This is a genomic window from Achromobacter aloeverae (assembly GCF_004121055.1).
Taxonomy (GTDB): Bacteria; Pseudomonadota; Gammaproteobacteria; order Burkholderiales; family Burkholderiaceae_B; genus Bordetella_C; species Bordetella_C aloeverae.
The window spans coordinates 47,870-64,846 of the sequence record NZ_PYAL01000001.1 but is presented as its reverse complement, the minus strand read 5'-3'; the positions used below and the strand labels follow the sequence as shown (position 1 = coordinate 64,846).

18 protein-coding genes are annotated in these 16,977 nt (G+C 64.4%); 4 read left to right on the top strand and 14 right to left on the bottom strand.

Annotated features, from left to right (window positions below; genetic code table 11):
• Positions 1–68: 68 nt before the first annotated feature.
• The 7 genes from C7R54_RS00310 to C7R54_RS00280 form a co-directional block, all read right to left on the bottom strand.
• Complete coding sequence (locus tag C7R54_RS00310) at positions 69–1,406, bottom strand: type II toxin-antitoxin system HipA family toxin (RefSeq protein WP_129148209.1); 1,338 nt, start codon at positions 1,404–1,406, stop codon at positions 69–71.
• Complete coding sequence (locus tag C7R54_RS00305; RefSeq protein WP_129148208.1) at positions 1,403–1,696, bottom strand: helix-turn-helix domain-containing protein; 294 nt, start codon at positions 1,694–1,696, stop codon at positions 1,403–1,405. The genes C7R54_RS00310 and C7R54_RS00305 overlap by 4 nt, the downstream gene beginning before the upstream one ends.
• Positions 1,697–1,873: 177 nt before the next feature.
• A complete protein-coding gene (locus tag C7R54_RS00300) occupies positions 1,874–2,845 on the bottom strand; it encodes a quinone oxidoreductase family protein (RefSeq protein WP_129148207.1) in 972 nt (323 codons plus the stop codon).
• A 90-nt stretch (positions 2,846–2,935) separates the two neighbouring features.
• Complete coding sequence (locus tag C7R54_RS00295; RefSeq protein WP_158021114.1) at positions 2,936–3,901, bottom strand: TauD/TfdA dioxygenase family protein; 966 nt, start codon at positions 3,899–3,901, stop codon at positions 2,936–2,938.
• Between the two features lie 62 nt (positions 3,902–3,963).
• Positions 3,964–4,800, bottom strand: a complete 837-nt coding sequence (locus C7R54_RS00290; RefSeq protein WP_158021113.1) for an SDR family NAD(P)-dependent oxidoreductase — start codon at positions 4,798–4,800, stop codon at positions 3,964–3,966.
• 13 nt (positions 4,801–4,813) lie between these two features.
• The gene (locus C7R54_RS00285) at positions 4,814–5,599 is read right to left on the bottom strand and encodes a phosphosulfolactate synthase (protein ID WP_129148204.1); all 786 of its coding nucleotides are present in this window, start codon (positions 5,597–5,599) and stop codon (positions 4,814–4,816) included.
• A 41-nt stretch (positions 5,600–5,640) separates the two neighbouring features.
• Positions 5,641–6,630: a Bug family tripartite tricarboxylate transporter substrate binding protein gene (locus C7R54_RS00280; RefSeq protein ID WP_158021112.1), complete on the bottom strand. Its 990-nt coding sequence runs from the start codon at positions 6,628–6,630 to the stop codon at positions 5,641–5,643.
• A gap of 150 nt (positions 6,631–6,780) precedes the next feature.
• On the opposite strand from C7R54_RS00280, the gene C7R54_RS00275 reads away from it, so the two are divergent.
• Entirely contained in the window at positions 6,781–7,737 is a 957-nt protein-coding gene (locus C7R54_RS00275) for a LysR family transcriptional regulator (protein ID WP_192903561.1), read from the top strand.
• Between the two features lie 46 nt (positions 7,738–7,783).
• Here the strand turns inward: C7R54_RS00275 and C7R54_RS00270 are convergent, their stop codons facing one another.
• The 7 genes from C7R54_RS00270 to C7R54_RS00240 all read right to left on the bottom strand — a co-directional run bounded on the left by C7R54_RS00270 (position 7,784) and on the right by C7R54_RS00240 (position 13,782).
• Positions 7,784–8,404 carry a TetR/AcrR family transcriptional regulator gene (locus C7R54_RS00270; protein WP_192903560.1) on the bottom strand — a complete coding sequence of 207 codons (621 nt, stop codon included), beginning with the start codon at positions 8,402–8,404 and terminating at the stop codon, positions 7,784–7,786.
• A 95-nt stretch (positions 8,405–8,499) separates the two neighbouring features.
• A complete protein-coding gene (locus C7R54_RS00265; protein WP_129148200.1) occupies positions 8,500–9,516 on the bottom strand; it encodes a Bug family tripartite tricarboxylate transporter substrate binding protein in 1,017 nt (338 codons plus the stop codon).
• Between the two features lie 34 nt (positions 9,517–9,550).
• The gene (locus C7R54_RS00260; RefSeq protein WP_129148199.1) at positions 9,551–10,054 is read right to left on the bottom strand and encodes an FAS1-like dehydratase domain-containing protein; all 504 of its coding nucleotides are present in this window, start codon (positions 10,052–10,054) and stop codon (positions 9,551–9,553) included.
• A complete protein-coding gene (locus C7R54_RS00255; RefSeq protein ID WP_129148198.1) occupies positions 10,051–11,310 on the bottom strand; it encodes a CaiB/BaiF CoA transferase family protein in 1,260 nt (419 codons plus the stop codon). Before C7R54_RS00255 ends, C7R54_RS00260 begins: the two co-directional genes overlap by 4 nt.
• Positions 11,310–12,449, bottom strand: coding sequence for an acyl-CoA dehydrogenase family protein (locus tag C7R54_RS00250; RefSeq protein WP_129148197.1), 1,140 nt, complete (start codon positions 12,447–12,449; stop codon positions 11,310–11,312). Before C7R54_RS00250 ends, C7R54_RS00255 begins: the two co-directional genes overlap by 1 nt.
• A gap of 41 nt (positions 12,450–12,490) precedes the next feature.
• Positions 12,491–12,934: a MaoC/PaaZ C-terminal domain-containing protein gene (locus C7R54_RS00245; RefSeq protein ID WP_129148196.1), complete on the bottom strand. Its 444-nt coding sequence runs from the start codon at positions 12,932–12,934 to the stop codon at positions 12,491–12,493.
• 44 nt (positions 12,935–12,978) lie between these two features.
• Complete coding sequence (locus C7R54_RS00240) at positions 12,979–13,782, bottom strand: enoyl-CoA hydratase/isomerase family protein (protein ID WP_129148195.1); 804 nt, start codon at positions 13,780–13,782, stop codon at positions 12,979–12,981.
• A gap of 331 nt (positions 13,783–14,113) precedes the next feature.
• Between C7R54_RS00240 and C7R54_RS00235 the strand changes: the two genes are divergently transcribed.
• The 3 genes from C7R54_RS00235 (at position 14,114) to C7R54_RS00225 (ending at position 16,963) form a co-directional block, all read left to right on the top strand.
• Entirely contained in the window at positions 14,114–15,475 is a 1,362-nt protein-coding gene (locus tag C7R54_RS00235) for an acyclic terpene utilization AtuA family protein (protein ID WP_129148194.1), read from the top strand.
• Positions 15,472–15,786, top strand: coding sequence for an AtuA-related protein (locus C7R54_RS00230; protein WP_129148193.1), 315 nt, complete (start codon positions 15,472–15,474; stop codon positions 15,784–15,786). The genes C7R54_RS00235 and C7R54_RS00230 overlap by 4 nt, the downstream gene beginning before the upstream one ends.
• Positions 15,787–15,982: 196 nt before the next feature.
• Complete coding sequence (locus C7R54_RS00225; protein WP_377814923.1) at positions 15,983–16,963, top strand: Bug family tripartite tricarboxylate transporter substrate binding protein; 981 nt, start codon at positions 15,983–15,985, stop codon at positions 16,961–16,963.
• Positions 16,964–16,977 lie beyond the last annotated feature (14 nt).

The window sequence follows — 16,977 nt, the reverse complement described above, 5'->3', positions numbered from 1 at the left end:
GATGCCGTCCCAATGTGATGCGCATATGTCGATGCGCCGCTGCCGGATGGCCGTCCTGCTGAATAGCGTCAGAGGCCGCCCATGATCGTGCGACGGCGGCGGCGCCTGGCGACCGGCGGCGATGCATCCGGGCCGGATTGCCCGTCCGCGTACAAGGCCGCTGACTTCTGGAGAAGCAGATCAGCGCACTCGCTGTCCAGCGGCCGCACGCCCAATGACCACAACTCGAGCATGCGGGCGCCTTGCGCGATAAAGCCATGTCCCGGATGTTGCCGCTGGAACTCGATAACCTGGTCGGCGGTCGATAGGAGCGCCTTGCCCAGCAGATGGAGCCAGTGGCGTCGGCGTGCTGCGCCGATATTGCACGCCTGCGCCAAGAGATCGAACTCCCGCTGCGCCGGCCATCGTTTGGTGCCGCCCAAGGTGAGCGCCATGCCGTCCTGGGCTTCCCCTGTCTCATCGCGCGGCGCATAGACTGCCATGGTCAACATGTCGTAGACAGGTGCCAGCTTCGGCGTCCGGCCTGGGTAGTAGACCAGCCCGAAATTTTTCAAATGCGCATCACCGTTGCGTATCGCCGCCGCCAGCAGGTATTGGCCGTAAAAGAGATCGACGTTGCGCTGGCCCGAGATTCCAGGGCAATAAGCGCGTATGGTCTTCACGATGCGCTCCACCGAACCGCTGAACTTGTCCCGCGAGGGCAGGGCGAGCAGGGCGCACATGTCTTCGAACCCCAATTGCGTTCCTGTCTCATCGACATCGAAGCGCTTGACGAGCAGGCGGCTATAGTCGCCTGCGAGCTGCGTCTCCGCGGATGGCAGCCCCATTTCTCTCGCCGCCATTTGACCGAAATGCTCCAGCAGGACAATGTAGGGATGGTCAGGATCGTTGAGCTTCACGATCCACTTGTCCAAGGGCAATGTGGCCCGGCCCCCTTCGGCCTCGATGGGGCTGCGCGCCAGGAATTTTGGCAGTCCTCCAGAGACACCCGACTCGTGCGCACTTTCTCCCAGATAGTGATCGACCAGCACCTTTACATCGACGGACAGAAGATGCACCAGCGTATCCCCCGTACTGCGATTTGCGGGCGTCTCTCCATGCGGGACGACTTGCACCTGGCCGACCAGGTTTTCTCCCGAAACGGCAAGTAGCTCCATATCGCCGAATCGCTCGAACTTCTTCGCAAAAATGCGTTCGATGATCTGTCGCAGCGCGCCCTCGGGCAGGGAAACCTGGAAAACGGGATGCAGTATCGGACTGATCCAGCTTTCGGGACGCACGGGCATCAGCAGGGATACCGCCAACTCGCGCGGCGTATCCGGCAGGTAGGTAAAGACAAAGCGTCCTATCCCTGTCTGATCGAGCGTGCCTGCGAGGCGATGTTGAACGTACACATCGAGTTTCATGCGTCCGGCTCCGCTTTGCTGCCATATCCCCGGTCGTTCTCGCGAAGGATATCGTCAAGCGTGGGCGCGGACTCGAAGGGGCGCGCAAGAATGTCATGGCCAAGCGCCGTAAAGAGGGCGCGCAATGTGCCCAACGTCGGATCGCTGGCGTTGTTCTCGATAGCAACAAGCGCGCGCCGGGTAATGCCGGCGGCCTCAGCCAGATCGGCTTGCGAAACGCGCTGTTCCTTGCGGCACTGGATGAGCGCCTGGACCAAGGGATCGAGAGAGCGGGGCAGTATTCTTTCCATATGGAAAGGATACTGCTCTCGCCCGTAAAAGAGAAGCAAACTTCTCTTTTTATAAAAAACTCACAAAAAAGAGAAGATTACTTCTCTTTTTCGGGTGATACGCGAGCGTGCCCGGTCGCGCAAAGGGACGGATCGGGCGCCAAATTTAATACAAATGTGTCAGCGCGCTACCTTTGGCTATGGCCTTAGCAGGATCTTGCCGAAGTGGCGATTCTCTTTCATGAAGGCCAACGCGGCGGCCGCATCGCCGAGGGGAAAGTCCTTGGCGATGGGCAGGCCCAGCTTGCCGGCCTGGAGCAGGGGCCACAGGTCGGCCGCCATCCGACGGGTGATCTCGCGGACTTCCTCCACGTTGCGCGTGCGAAAGGTGACGCCGATATATTGGATGCGTCGCAGGGCGTGCAAGTCGAAGTCGAAGGGCGCCTGGCTGCCGCCCAGGCGACCCACGTTCACGATACGGCCGCACAGGGCTGTCGCCCGCATATTGTCATTCATGACAGGGCCCGAGACCTGGTCGACGATGAGGTTCACCCCTCGTTGATCCGTCGCCTGGAGAACGGCATCCACCCAGCCGGCGTCGCTGGTGTCCAGGGCAAGATCCGCGCCGAAGTCGGCCAGCTGGGCGCGGCGGCCGGCATGGGTCGACGATCCGATCACCAGCCCCGCCCCCATGGCCTTGGCGATTTGCAGCCCCATCAGGCCGACGCCGCTGCTGGCGCCCTGGATCAGCACCGCCTCGCCGCGCTGCAGGCGGCCATTGGTCACGATGGCGTCGTGCATGGTTTGCAGCGCAACAGGCAGCACGGCCGCCTGGGCGAAATCCATGCGAGGGTCGGGCAGCAGGGACACACGCCCGTAGTCGGTCACCGCGTACTCGGCGTAGCCGCTTTTGCCCGAGGCCATGACGCGATCGCCGGGAGCGAATCCCGTGACCTCCGCCCCGACAGCCTCGACGACGCCCGCCCATTCCATGCCCGGTATGGTGCCGGGCCCGCCAACGCTCCCGTGCCGGTGTCCCGACGCCACGGTCAGGTCCGCGCGATTGAGCGAGGACGCATGCACCCGGACCAATACATCGCAGGGGCCGACGGCCGGCACCGGCACATCCTGCAAGGACAAACCCTCTTCCGTGACGACAACGGCTTTCATAAGCTGGCTCCGTGGGGAATCAAGTGCGGGACCGCCATTGTCCACCGTTCGCCGTCGAGATGCACGCCGCCCGGACGCCATCGGGGATTATCAGCCCGCGATCACCGGCTCTCCCCGTATGACCGTCCGATACAGCACGCGTGCCTGGGTGGGATCGACTTCGCCCCGATAGTGCATGGTGCAGCGATTGTCCCAAAGCACCACGTCGCCCAACTGCCATTTGTGGCACCAGGCGTACTTCGGCTGGGTCGCATGATCCCAAAGACGGTCGAGCAGGCGCTCGCTTTCCTCATTGCTCATGCCCAGGATGTAGTTCGACGGCCACTCGCGCCTGCGGCCCAGGTACAGCGCGCGGCGACCGGTCACCGGATGCACCCGCACGAGCGGATGCACGGGGCCCGGAACCTCCTCGGGGCGTGTAGGCAGCTTGACCGTGGGGCGTAGAATGCCGGCGCTGTTGCGGCTGGCGTCATGCAACTGGCTGCGGCCCGCGATGGCCTGCTTCAGGTCTTCGGGCAGCTCCTCGTACGCCAGGTACTGGTTGTTGAACCAGGTGTCTCCGCCGCCTTCCACGGGCAGCCGTACCGAGTACAACATGCTGCCGGCGGGCGGCACGTCGGCATAGGAGTTGTCGCTGTGCCACACCACCTCGTAGCTGCCCAGCGTGCCGTTGTCCATCACGGGATTGCCCACTTCGTCGAGATTGGAGATAAGCGAAATGCGCGGGTCCACGGCGATGCGCGTTCCGCCCACGACAAAGCCGCCCGCCACCTGGAACTTGCGTGCCGCCGGCTCCTTGGTTTCCCCGAATATCGAGGCGGCGTCGAGAAAGGACGTGCCCGGCAGGCTCTGTCCTCGCCACAGCAGCACGCAATGGTCGGCCCACGCCTGGCGCAGAAGCGCACGGGTGTCCTCGGGGACGGGCCGCGACAGGTCCACGCCGCGTATTTCCGCGCCGACAGCGGCGCCGGTAGGGTGGATGGTCACGCCCTCGGCGGCGTTGACGTGCGTTGGCGCCGCCCGGGGCGCTGCTTGTACGGATGTGCTTTCGTTCATGGTTGCAGGTCTCATCAAGAAAAAACAAGTTCGCGCCCGTCGGAGCCGCCGGGTCCGTGGGGCTATATCGACCGCAGTCCTCCACCATCGACCGCCAGGCATTGCCCGGTGATGTAGGAAGACAAGGGCGACGCAAGAAAGAAAATGGCCTGGGCGACTTCGTCCATGCTTCCCAGCCGCTTGAGCGGGATATTGGCCACGCGCGGCGCCAGGAATTCCTCCAGCGTCTTGCCGGGCGCCCACCGGGCGCGTCCGGCCTCCATCTGCGGGGTCAGGATGCCCCCTACGCTGACCACGTTGACGCGGATGGCGTCCTGCGCCAGTTCCAGGGACAGCGCCTTGCTCAGGTTCATGGCGGCGGCCCAGGCCACGCCGGATGTCACGACGCGGGGAGGGGGCTGGCGCCCCTTGATCGACGTGACATTGACGATGCTGGCGCCTTGCGCCGCACGCAGCGCGGGGAGGGCGGCGCGTACCACTCTCGCCATGCCGAGCAGCTTCTGCTCCAGCGCGGCGCGCCATTCCGCGTCGGAAATGGCTTCGAAGCGTCCCGGCGGCAAGGGTTGGGACACCGCATCGACCGCATTGACCGGCCAGTTGACGCCGTCGGCTTCCCGTTGCGATGATGCGCCGGCATTGTTCACCAGCGCGTCGATATGCCCATACCGGCTTGCGACGGCATGGACGAAGGCTTGCACCGACGCCGTGTCCAGGATGTCCGCCGCATGGGGCAGCACGGGCACGGCATAGGTCTCGCCCAGCATGCGGGCCGCCTCCCGCAGCTTTTCCTCGCCGCGCGCGCACAATGCCAGCGATGCGCCCTGTGCCGCGAACAGCCGGGCCGCGGCCAACCCGATGCCGCGGCTGCCGCCGGTAATGACCACGACCTTGTCTCGCATGAGCGCCATTGCATCAGCCCTGCATTTCGGCGAAGTAGCGGTAGCCGCCCTTGCGGTGCACGCCGCGCCGTATCGCGTCCACGGCGACGACGTCCGCGGGCGCCACGCTGGCGAAATTGATCTCGGGCCCGTAGCGCTCCACCAGCCACGCCGCCTTGTCCTGCGCGTTGATCAGGCCCAGCTCGAACAACAGATATTCATTGCGGCCCAGCCCCGCGATCTTGTCCAGCGCGGCGGGCTCGGCCTGGTAGAGGGCCTGGATTTCGCTGCTTTCCAGGTAGATCTTCGACACCCCCAGTTCGATATCGCCAAGGATCTGTTCACATATCTCTTCGGCATTGAAAGGGATGTCGACGTTCTTGCGGCCCATTTCGGTCATGACTTTCAAGCCCATGTCCAGCGCGCGCGTGATCAAGTCCCTGCGCCGGGCCGTCGCCAGCGGCGGCATGGTGTCCTCGCTTATCTCCACGCCGGCGTAGCCCAGGTCGACCATGGCCTGGAGATAGGCCTGCTCCTGTCCTTGCATGACGGCGATCTGAAAAGGTATCCCGCCGGGAATCACGGGAATGCCGTGGGCGTTGTATAGCGCCACCTTGCGGCGTATCCACGACGCTTCCAGCCGGTCGACCAGCCCCACGTGGTCGGTCAGTTTCGCGTAGTCGATCAGTGAGCCGGCGATCTCGATCAGGTCTTCCGTCGCCCGCAGGGGAATGCAGGTTTCCGACATGACGATCATGCTGTGCTTGCGCGGCTTGTCGGGAATCCGGGGGACCCGCAGCATGGGATAGGCAGTAGGCATATGACCAGTCCTGGTAGATGGAAAAATGGGATGCGATGTACTTATTCCAGGACCATGTCGGCCTGCTTGAAGGTCTGGGTCCAGGCCTCGCTCTCTCGACGCATGCGCTGCGCGAAATCGGCGGGGGTGTCTCCCACCGGCTCCGCGCCCAGCGCGATCAGGTCGTGGCGCACGCCGGGGTCCGCAAGCGCCTGCGCGACCGCGGCATGCATGCGCTCGACGACGGCCTTGGGCGTTCCCGCCGGCACGGACAGGCCGAACCAGACGGAGATGTCGAAACCGGGCACGCCCGACTCGGCGATCGTGGGAACGTCCGGCAGGAACATGGAACGCTTCGGCGTGCTCACGCCCAGGGCTTGCAGCTGGTGGTTCTTCACATAGCTGAGCGCCGCGGGCGTGTTGAAGAACATCAGCGAAACGCGATCCGTCATCAGGTCATTGACCGCCGGCGGGCCGCCCTTGTAGGGGATGTGGACCAGGTCGATACCGGCCTGGGACTCGAAGTACAGCATCGCCAGGTGCAAGGACCCGCCCACGCCGGAAGACGCGAAATTGATCTCGTGCGGGTGCTTCCTGGCCATATCGATCAGTTGCCGCACGTCGTGCGCGGGGAACTTCGGGCTTGCCACCAGCAGCTGCGACGTTTCCGCGACGATGGTGATGGGCTCGAAATCCTTGTCCGGGTCGAAGGTGGGATTGCGGAACAAGTCTTTCTTGATGGTGTACGTGGTGTTGAGGGTGAAGAGCTGCGTATAGCCGTCGGGCCGCGCGTCGGCGGCGGCCTTGGCGCCCACGCGGCCGCCGGCGCCGGCGCGATTGTCGATGATGATCTGCTGCCCGAGGACCTGCGACAGCTTGCGGCCGACGACGCGCGCCACGGCATCGATGCTGCCGGCCGGAGGGAAGGGCACGATCCAGCGGATGGGCAGCGCCGGAAAGTCCGCCCCGGGCCCGCCATCCGCGCCAGCATGGGCCAATGCCGGCAAGGCCAGCGCCGCCCAGGCGGCAACACAGGAAATCAATCTCCTCACGATGCAGTCTCCGTCCGTTCTTTTCTGGTACACGCAGGCTGGCGGCCGGGTGCCCCTTGCGATCGCATGTCGCATGCGGAGAACTATAGAGATACAGGGGGATACTGAATAGAATATAAATAGACTATCAAGCAATAAGGCATGGATATCATGCGCAAGAAATCCCCCGAACGCCTGGAACGGCGGCATGTGGACCTGCTGGTCACCATCGCCCGGCATGGCTCCATCCATGCCGCGGCGCGCGCGCTGGGCATCGCCCAACCGTTGGCGACGTCATTGTTGCAGGATGCCGAGCGCATCGCCGGCAGGCAGTTGTTCTCGCGCAGCCACCGTGGCTGCGTGCCCCTCGCCGACGCGCATGAGTTGCTGCGCGGCGTGCGTTATGCGGCCAAGGCCCTGCATTCCCTGGACGTCCGGAACGGACAGCCGCAGGTCAAGCTGCGACTCGGCTGCATTCCGCGGGTCACCCATACCTTCGTTCCGGAACTGATGGATGCCTTGGGGCGGGAAGCGCCGGACGTCGCCGTCGAAATCGTCGAGGGAACCACCAGTGCGCTCGATGCGCAATTGAACGACGGTGAAATCGATGTGTTCATGGGTCGGCGTCCGCCCGGGCTGCTGCCTGGCGACGGCCACTACGTCATCGAGAACATGTATGAGGAAAAGACGGTGGTCATCGCCGCGCGTGGCCACCCGCTCGCGGCCAGGAGAAAGGCATCGCTGGAGGAGCTGACGGCTTATCCATGGATACTCCCGCGCCAGCAGAGCTATTCGCGCAATATCTGGGGCGAGGTGTTCGTGCGGGCGGGCCTGGCGCCCCCCAGGGCGATGATCGAATCGCTGTCGTTTCTTTCGAACGTGCACCTGGCCGCGCGCAGCGCCTGCCTGTCGATCGCGCCCGACCGCATCGCGGCCCAGTTCCAGGACAGCGGATTGATATCCATCATCGAGACCGGATTGAACCTGGGCGACTACATGGTGGTGCTGGTCCATCACGAAACGATCGCGGCCCATCCGTCCTTCGAGCAGTTCATGGCGGCGGCGCGCCATGCCGGCGCGCGGCTGGCCGGCGGTGTCAAGCCAAAGCGGCAGCGGCGGGGCGCATAGCGCGAGCGAACCTAAGCGGCACCGCTGCGCCTCGGTGGGCCAGCCCCTACTTGACGATCCCGTGCAGGATGATCTCCGCGTATTCGCGGGCGATCTCGCGGGAAGTCTGCTTGCCGGAAGGGCGATACCAACGGGCCAGCCAGTACACGGAGGAAATCACCATCCGCACCACGGCATTGGGACTGCCGGCGTTGAACACGCCCGCTGTCACGCCTTCGTGAACGATGTTCCGTATGGTGTTTTCGTAGTTGACCCGCCATTCCACGGCGATGTCCCGCATCTTGGGTTCACGCAGGTTGGCGAACCGTGTCAGTAGAACCTGGAATGAGGCCTGGTGCTGTTCGAAGAATTCGGCCTGTGCCTCCAGGAAGGCCGCCAGCCTGTCCTGCGGCGACTGGTGCGCGGCCACCGCCCGCTCAACGAACTCGCTCAGTTCCTTCACGGTCGTCACGACGATCGTGCCGAGTATCGTTTCCTTGCGGTCGAAGTAGTGATAGAGCGCAGTCTTGGACAGGCCGACCGCATCGGCGATGTCCTGTAGCGAAACCGAGTTGTAGCCCTCATCCGCGAAAAGCCGCGCCGCCGTTTCCAGGATTTCCTCCTTGCGCGGTGTACGGTGTACGGCCGGTCGGCCGCGCTTTTTCGCTGCGGGTTTCTTTTCTGCCATGGACGATGAAGACAAGGACGTTGCGCCAGTGCGCATATGATAGCGGCAAACGCCGCTGCCCTGTCGCGCCGCACCGGACATTGAACTGGCGGATCCTACTGCTGCTCGATACCGGCGGACTTGACCAGTTCCGCCCATCGCTGGATCTCGCGCTGCTGGAACTGCGCGAGTTCCTGCGGCGTGCCAGGGAAGGGCTTCCAGGCATTCTGGCCGAAGAATGTCGCCGCCTCCGGCGTGCGCATGATGGGCACGATGATGGCGTTCAACTTGGCGACCACATCGGCGGGCGTGCCCTTCGGCGCGAACACCGCCAGCCAGCCGCTGGCCTGATAGCCCTTGATGCCTTGTTCCGCGATGGTCGGAATGTCTTCATACCCCGGCATGCGACTCGTTGTGGACACGCCCAGCGCCTTGAGCTTGCCGGCGCGCACCAAGGGCATTACCGCGGGCGCGTCGCCGAAGACCATGGTGATCTGCCCGCCGATGACATCGGTAATGGCCGTGGTCAGCGCCTTGTATGGCACCGACAGGATATTGATGCCGGTCAATTCCTTCAACACCTCCCCGCCGGACCGGGATGAGGAATTGCCCCACCCGAACGAGAGCTTGCCGGGCTGTTTCCTGGCATCCGCGACGAGATCCTGCACGTTGTTATAGGGCGAATCGGGTCGCACGACCAGCGTCACACCGCCGATGATGATGCCCGTGACCGGCACGAAATCACGAACGGGGTCGTACGGCAGTTTCTTGAACAGGCTGACATTGGCCGCATGCGTGGTATTCGACCCGATGACGATGGTGTAGCCGTCGGCGGGCTGGCGCAGCACATGCTGCAGGCCGATAAAGCCTTCGGCACCCGGCAGGTTCTGCACGATCACGGGCTGCCTGGTGGCGTCCGTAATATGCTTGGCCAGGAAGCGCCCGGTCTGGTCGGTGGTCGTGCCCGCCGCGAACGGCACCACGATGGTGATAGGCCGGTTTGGATAGTCCGCCACCGGGGTGGCTGTCCGGGCAGGTGCCTGGGCGTGGCCCGGCGACATGCCGGCCAAGGCCAACGCGCCAAGCAATACCTTGCCCCATACTACGCCCCTCATCGTCGTAAAAACCCGCATGGGATGTCTCCTCGTTATTTTGCGCGAGCGATCACTAGGGTCGGCCCTTGACCATGCGCAATGGGTTATAGGTGGCCACCACGTCATCGCGCTGGTTGACCACGCGATTCATCGTGCGCAGCAGGCCGCTGCCGGGTTTGCTCGTGGCGCGAGCTTCGACGACCTCGACGCACACATGCAGCGTGTCGCCTGCCACGGTTGGCTTCAGTATCCTCAAGTCGCATTCCAGGAATGCCACGCCGGTGCGCTGCATGGTGGATTGCATCAGCAGGCCTTCGGCGACGCAGAACACCAGCGAACCGGGGACCGGGCGCGCGCCCATGCGCGATTCGCGCTGTATGTATTCGACGTTGGTGAACATCTCCTCGACCATGCCGGTGACGCCGACGAACATCGCGATATCTGCTTCGGTGACGGTACGGCCCAGGGTTTGGAAACGCTGGCCGACCTGCACGTCGTTCCAGTGCAGTCCCAGACCCATCACGGGGGCGTCGCGCCAGGCGGGATCCAGGCTCGGGTTTTCCGCGGAGTGCTTCATGGCTTGATGTCCTTGATCACGCATTCAGCGGCCAACGCCGCGATTTCCTGTTCCGGCAGGCCCAGCACCCGCCGCAAGACGCCGGCCGTATGCTGGCCCAAGACTGGTGGCCCCGCCTTGTAGCGCAGCGGCGATTCCGACAGCCGTATCGGGCTGGCCACGGACGGCACCGTGCCGGCGCCTGCATGCGGCAACGTGAGCCGGGCACCGCGTGCCCGCACCTGGGGGTCGTCGAACACACGGTCCACCGTGTTGACCGGTCCGCAGGGAACCTCAACCGCCGCCATCGCTTCCACCCATTGCGCGATGGTGCGCGACGCGATGATCGTCGCCAGCATGGGCACCAGCACACCGCGATTGGCAACGCGCAGGGCAATCGTCTGAAAGCGCGGGTCTTCGCCGATATCCGGACGCTCCATCGCCTGCGCCATCTTGCGGAACTGCGTATCGTTGCCGACCGCCAGGATCAGGTGGCCGTCGGACGCACGGAATGACTGGTAGGGCACGATATTCGGATGCCCGTTGCCCATCCTGCCGGGCGCCTTGCCGGTGGTCAGGTAATTCATCGCTTGATTCGCCAGCACCGCCACCTGTACGTCGAGCATGCCGATGTCGATGTGCTGGCCGCCGCCGCCCAGGTCGCGATGCCGCAGCGCCGCCAGGATGGCCAGCGCGGCATACATGCCGGACAGGATGTCGGCCAGCGCGACGCCCGCGCGCTGGGGTCCTCCGCCCGGCACGCCATCGGGCTCGCCGGTCACGCTCATCAGGCCGCCCATGCCCTGTATCAGGTAGTCATAGCCCGGACGCTGCGCGTACGGCCCGGTCTGCCCGAACCCGGTGACCGAGCAATACACGAGGTCCGGCAGCTCGGCGTGCAGGGTCTGGTAGTCCAGGCCGTACTTGCACAGGCCGCCCACCTTGTAGTTTTCGATCAGCACATCGCACTCGGCGGCGAGCCGGCGGACGAGGTCGCGGCCACTGGGCGTGGCGATGTCGATCGCCACCGACTCCTTGCCGCGATTGCAGCAGAGGAAATAGGCGGCATCGGTCTCCGCGCCCGTGGCGGCGTCGCGGATGAACGGTGGCCCCATCCGCCGTGTATCGTCACCGCCGCCGGGATGTTCAATCTTGATCACCTCGGCGCCCAGGTCGGCCAGGCTCTGCGTGGCCCATGGCCCCGCCAGGATGCGCGTCATGTCCAGTACGCGTATTCCCTGCAGCGGCAGCGTGTCGCGCTTGTGTGGGTCGGTCATCACGGATGCATCGCCTTCGAGATGATGGTGCGCTGGATCTGCGAAGTGCCGCCGCCTATGGTCGACTGCATGCCCTCGCGGAAGTAGCGCTCCATGTCGGATTCCGGCAGCATGCTGTGTCCCCCCAGGATCTGCATGCCTTGGCGTGTCACGGTTTGCAGGGTTTCGGAGGCCATCAGCTTGGCCATGCTTACCTCGCGTGAGCAGGGCAGGCCACGCGAGGCCATATCCGCCGCGCGATAGACCATCAGGCGGGAAGCGTCGACGGCGGTCTGCATGTCGGCCAGCATGTGGCGTATGACCTGGAATTCGAAAATGGGCCGGTCGAACTGGATGCGCTCGTGCGCGTAGCGCAGCGCATCGGACACGGCCTGCTGCGCGTTGCCTACGTAGGCGGCGGACACGGCGATCCGCTCCAGTTCCAGGTGGTCCGTGATGATGCTCCAGCCGCCACCCGGCGTGCCCATCATGTTTTCCTCGGGGACCCAGGCGTCGTCGAGGAATATTTCGGTGGTGCCGGTAGCGCGGCGCGCCATCGTCGGCAGGCGACGGATATCCAGGCCCGGCGTATCGTTAGGCACCAGCAGCACCGACAGGCCCTGGTGCTTCCTGGCCTCCTTATCCGTGCGCACCAGCATCGCGATCACCACATTCCTGGCCGCCGCGCCGGAGCACCACAGTTTCTGGCCCCGGATCGTCCAGCCGCCGTCGCGCGGCTCGGCGCGCGTGCGCGTCGAGGCGGCGTCGGAACCGGCCTGGGGTTCGGAAATAGAGATGGAGAAGCGCAGCTCCCCCCGCATGAAGGCGGGCAGGTAGCGTTCCTGTTGCGCCGGCGTGCCGAACTTGACGATATTCATGCCGGTGAAGGTCGACACCATGAACGCGGTGGCGAAGTCGAACCCATAGCGCGCCAGCCCTTCGCACATGAGCGCGTAATCGAAGATGGTGCCGCCGTCGCCGCCCATTTCCTCCGGTATCAGCAGGCGCAGCCAGCCCAGCTTGGCCACCTTCTCGTACGCTTCATAAGGATAGCTGCGGTCCATGTCGCACTGCCGCACGTAATCGCAGCCGATTTCCTTTTCCATCACCCGTGCCACGGTGTCGCGCCACAGCATTTGCTCATCGTTCAGGAAGTCCATGTTGGTTCTCTTCTCACAATGCGAGTTCTCGTTGGAAAGACTCAGGACAGCAGAGGCTGGCGGCGTATGAGCAGGCTGAATTCGCAGCTCAGCACGACCTCCTGGCGTTGGTTGATTGCGGTAAGCCGCGTAGTCACCACGCCGTGGTGCTCACCCTTGTCACGTAATTCGATGATTTCGCTTTCCGCGTGCAGGGTGTCGCCGATGAAGGTGGGCTTGAGAAAGCGCAGTTGGTCCACGCCATAGAAAGCTTCGACCAGGCTGGAGTCGAAGCCCAGCAGGGCGTTGACGACCACGAACACCAGTCCGCCTTGCACGACGCGTTGGCCGTACAGGGATCGTTTGGAAAATTCCGCGTCGGCATGGATGGACAGCCAGTTGCCGGTAAGGCCGCAGAAGTTGACGACATCGGTTTCGGTCATCGTGCGGCCATGTGACCGGCGGCGTTGGCCGAGCGACAGTTCTCCAAAGGGCTGGTCGATCATGGGATATGAGGTTCCGTGTGAGAGGATGGGCCGGGCAAGCTGGCTCAGCGCCCCAGCCAGCGGGGCGGGCGTTTTTCGGCGAAAGCAAGGGGACCCTCGATAGCGTCGGCGCTGGCATAGACTTCCCGGTGGCGGACCTTGGATAGGGCATAACCGGCATGCGCGCCCAGGTCGACGCTGGCCGCCAAGCCCGCCTTGGCCGCCGCGACCGAGAGCGGTGCGTTGGCGGCGATTGCCAGGGCATAGGCGGCGGCCTTCGCGCGCACGGCATCGGGCGTCGCTTCGACCGCATTGACGAACCCCAGCGCGTACAACCGTTCGACCGGCATCATCTGCGCCGTGACGGCCATCTCCATCAGCACCGCTAACGGCAGCATGGGCACCATCGGCGCCGCCCAGGGCGTGCCTCGGCCAACACGGGCTTCGGTGATTGCGCCTGCTGTGCCGGCCAGTCCTACCCGCAGATCGGCGTTGGAGGCCAGCACCATGCCGCCCGCGGTGAAATGGCCCGTCATGGCCGCGATGACGGGCACGCGGACCGCACGCATGCGTTCGTAGAACGGGTCTTCCAGCAGGTCCAGGATATCCTTGCCGGTGGTGGCGCGCAGCGCCGCCGCTTCCTTCAGGTCCATGCCGGCGCAGAACGTGCCGCAGTCGGCGCTGGTGAGCACCACGGCGCGGATGCCGGGATCGGCGTCTATCTCGCCCCAGAGTGCGTGCAGCCGTCGATTCGCGGCCAGGGACAGCGCATTGCGCCGTTCGGGACGGTTCAGCGTAACGGTCGCGATCGCGCCGTCACGCCGCAGCAGCACCTGTCCCTCGGCGTCTGCATCGAAGGCATCTTCCATCTGTCTCCTCCGTCGTGTTCGGCATGTCAGTCGCCGCCGCTCCAGCGACGCGAAAAATACCGACTACTTGGTCTGTTTTCGCAAAATCATAAACCGTCTTGAGGATTCGTCAATCGGATCCGTATGGGCGTAATCCCTTATATGTAGGTTATTTACGGAAAATCAGCGTCATTGACGACATAGTAGGTACTCCATAAAATAAACCGACCAGATAGACGGTTTTAATGAAGGGATGCTTCTTTGACCAGCGCTTGATCGCACCGGGTGCAGCCGTTCTGGCCTTGCCGCGGCGCAACAAGGCGCGAGTTCCCCCTACGCGAGGAAAGACGCAATGAGCACGACGATAAGACTGGGAGCTGGCGGCGGCTTCTGGGGTGATGCCTACGATCCGGCGGAGGAACTGCTGCGGCAGGGCGAGCTGGATTTCATGTGCTTCGACTTTCTCGCCGAATTGACCATGGCGATTCTGCATCGGCAGAAAAAGCGCAATCCCGACGCGGGCTACGTCGCCGACGTGCTGCCTTTCATGACCAGCCTGGCGCCGCTGGCGCGCGACCGCGGGACTTGTCTGGTCTCCAATGGCGGGGGTGCCAACCCCCTGGCTGCCGGCCGGGTCATTGCCGACGCCTTGGGGCGTGCGGGTAACCATGGCGTCAAGATCGGCGTAGTCGCCGGCGATGACCTGATGCACCGCCTGGACGGCCTGATCGCGCAAGGCGTGCCGCTGGTCAATACCGCGACGGGAGAGGGCGACTTGCGTCCGCTGCGCGACCGCATCCTGTGCGTCAACGTCTACGCTGGCGCGGAAGGCATCATGCAAGCGGTGCAGGGCGGCGCCGACATCGTTGTGACGGGCCGCGTGGCCGATAGCGCGCTGTTCGTCGGCCCCATCCTGCAGCGCCTGGGCAAGGGCTACGACGATCCCGACCTGGTCGCCGCCGCGATCACCGCGGGCCACATCGCGGAATGCGCCGCGGGATGCACGGGCGGCATGTCTTCGCGCTTCGATGAAATGCCGCATATGGGCCGGGTTGGGTTTCCCATCATCGAGTTTGAATCCGACGGCAGCGCGGTGGTCACCAAGCTGCGCGGGACCGGGGGCAGGGTGGATGAGTTCACCGTCAAGGAGCATCTGGTCTACGAGATCGGCGATCCGCGCAGCTATGCCGCGCCCGACGGTATCGCGGACTTCACCGCCCCACGCTTGCGCGAAATCGCGCCGGACCGCGTGCGTGTCAGCGGTTGCAAGGGCGCGGGACGGCCCGGGCAATTGAAGCTCTTGATCGGCTATGCGGATGGCTGGATAGGGGAAGGGCTGATGCTGTTTCCCTGGCCGCGTGCCTTGGAGCGGGCGCGCAAGGCGGAACAAACCTTGTCGGAACGCTTCGAGCGCATGGGGCTGGCCGCCGAGGACGTGCTGTTTTCCTATGTGGGGGTTAATACCTTGCACGGGCCCGCCGCGCCTTGGCCGGCCGCGGACGACATGAGCGAAGTGGGCCTGCGCGTGGCGGTACGCACGCATACCCAGGAGGAAGCCGAGAAGGTGCGCCGCGCCTGCACGCACTTGTGGATCATGGGGCCGGGCGGCACGTCGTTCGGCGCCCCGTTCAAGGCCCGACCCGCGGTGAGCCTGTGGCCCACCACCATCGCCCGGGAACTCGTCGAAAGCACCATGGAAATGATCGAATCATGACTCGACTGCTGGAACAGATCGCTTATGTGCGCAGTGGCGACAAGGGCGACAACGTCTCGATCGGCGTACTGGCCAGGCGGCCGGAAGACTACGCCGCGGTCCTGCGGTCGGTGACGCCCGAGCGGGTTCGGACCCTGTTCGGCGACTGGGCGCGTGGTGACGTGCAGGTCTATCCCATGCCCAACATCGATGGCTGTCTAGTCCTTATGGAGCACGCCCTGGGCGGCGGCGCCACCCGGACGCTGCGCTTCGACCAGACCGCGAAATCGCTGGGGTATGCGGTGCTGCGGCTGGAAGTCGATGAGGGCTGAAAGGACGAGCCTTCGATCTATTCTCTTTCGTTATAGAGAAATACAGCTCCGCAAATTGTGGCTGGCTGGCAAGCCTCCTAGACTCATGTAGCGCGGCCCGGACGATGCAAAAGCAGGTCCGCCCCTACACGAAGATCGATGCACCGACGGATGCGATCCACGTAATCGCATACGCGAAAACCAAAGGAGGCAGTCCATGTTTCTCGCATCCCGCATGCCGCGCTTCGCGGCACTGCTCTCGTTGTCCGCCGTGGCGTTCTTCGCGAGTCCCGCGCCGGCGCAGGAGCTACCCAGGAACAAGCCCATCACCATCCTCGTCGGCTTCGCGGCCGGCGGGGCGCTGGACCTTACCGCCCGCGTGGTCGCGGACCAGCTCGCGAAGAACCTGGGGCAATCGGTCATGGTGGAGAACCGGCCGGGGGCGGGCGGCAATATCGCGCAGGATTACGTGGCGGGGGCCACGCCGGACGGATCCACCATCTTCCTGGGCTCCATCGGTTCGCTGACGATCAATCCGCACCTGATGAAGCTGGCGCACGATCCCTTGAAAGACCTGCAGCCGCTGACGATGGGCGTCGATTTTCCCAATGTCCTGGTGGTGGGCTCCCAGTTGGGTGTCAAGACCCTCAAGGACTACATCGCGCTGTCCAAGCGCAAGGAACTGGATTTCGCATCCAGCGGCATAGGGTCGGCTTCGCACATGGCCGGCGAGATGTTCAACCAGCGAGCCGGCATCAATAACGTGCACGTCCCGTACAAGGGCGGCAGCCAGGCTATCGTGGACCTGCTGGCGGGCCGGGTCGCGGCGTATTACGCCACGCCGTCCACCGCCTTGCCCTATATCAAGTCGGGCCAGTTGGTGGCTTTGGCGACCACCGGCCTGGCGCGCACGGAACTGCTGCCGGATGTCCCCACGGTCGCCGAATCGGGCTTTCCCGGGTTCGACGCCACGAACTGGTACGCCTTCGTAGCGCCAGGCAAGACACCCGTGCCGGTGCTCGATCAATTGAACCGGGAGATCGTGAAGGTGCTTAAAACGCCGGAGGTGCAGGCCAAGCTGACCCAGCAGGGTCTGACGCCAATGCCGCAGGCGCGCCAGCAGCTGGGCGAATTCATGGCCAAGGAGTCCGCGTCCTGGAGCCAGATCATCAAGGAGCGCCACATCACCTTGAATTGAGGCGGCGCGAGACG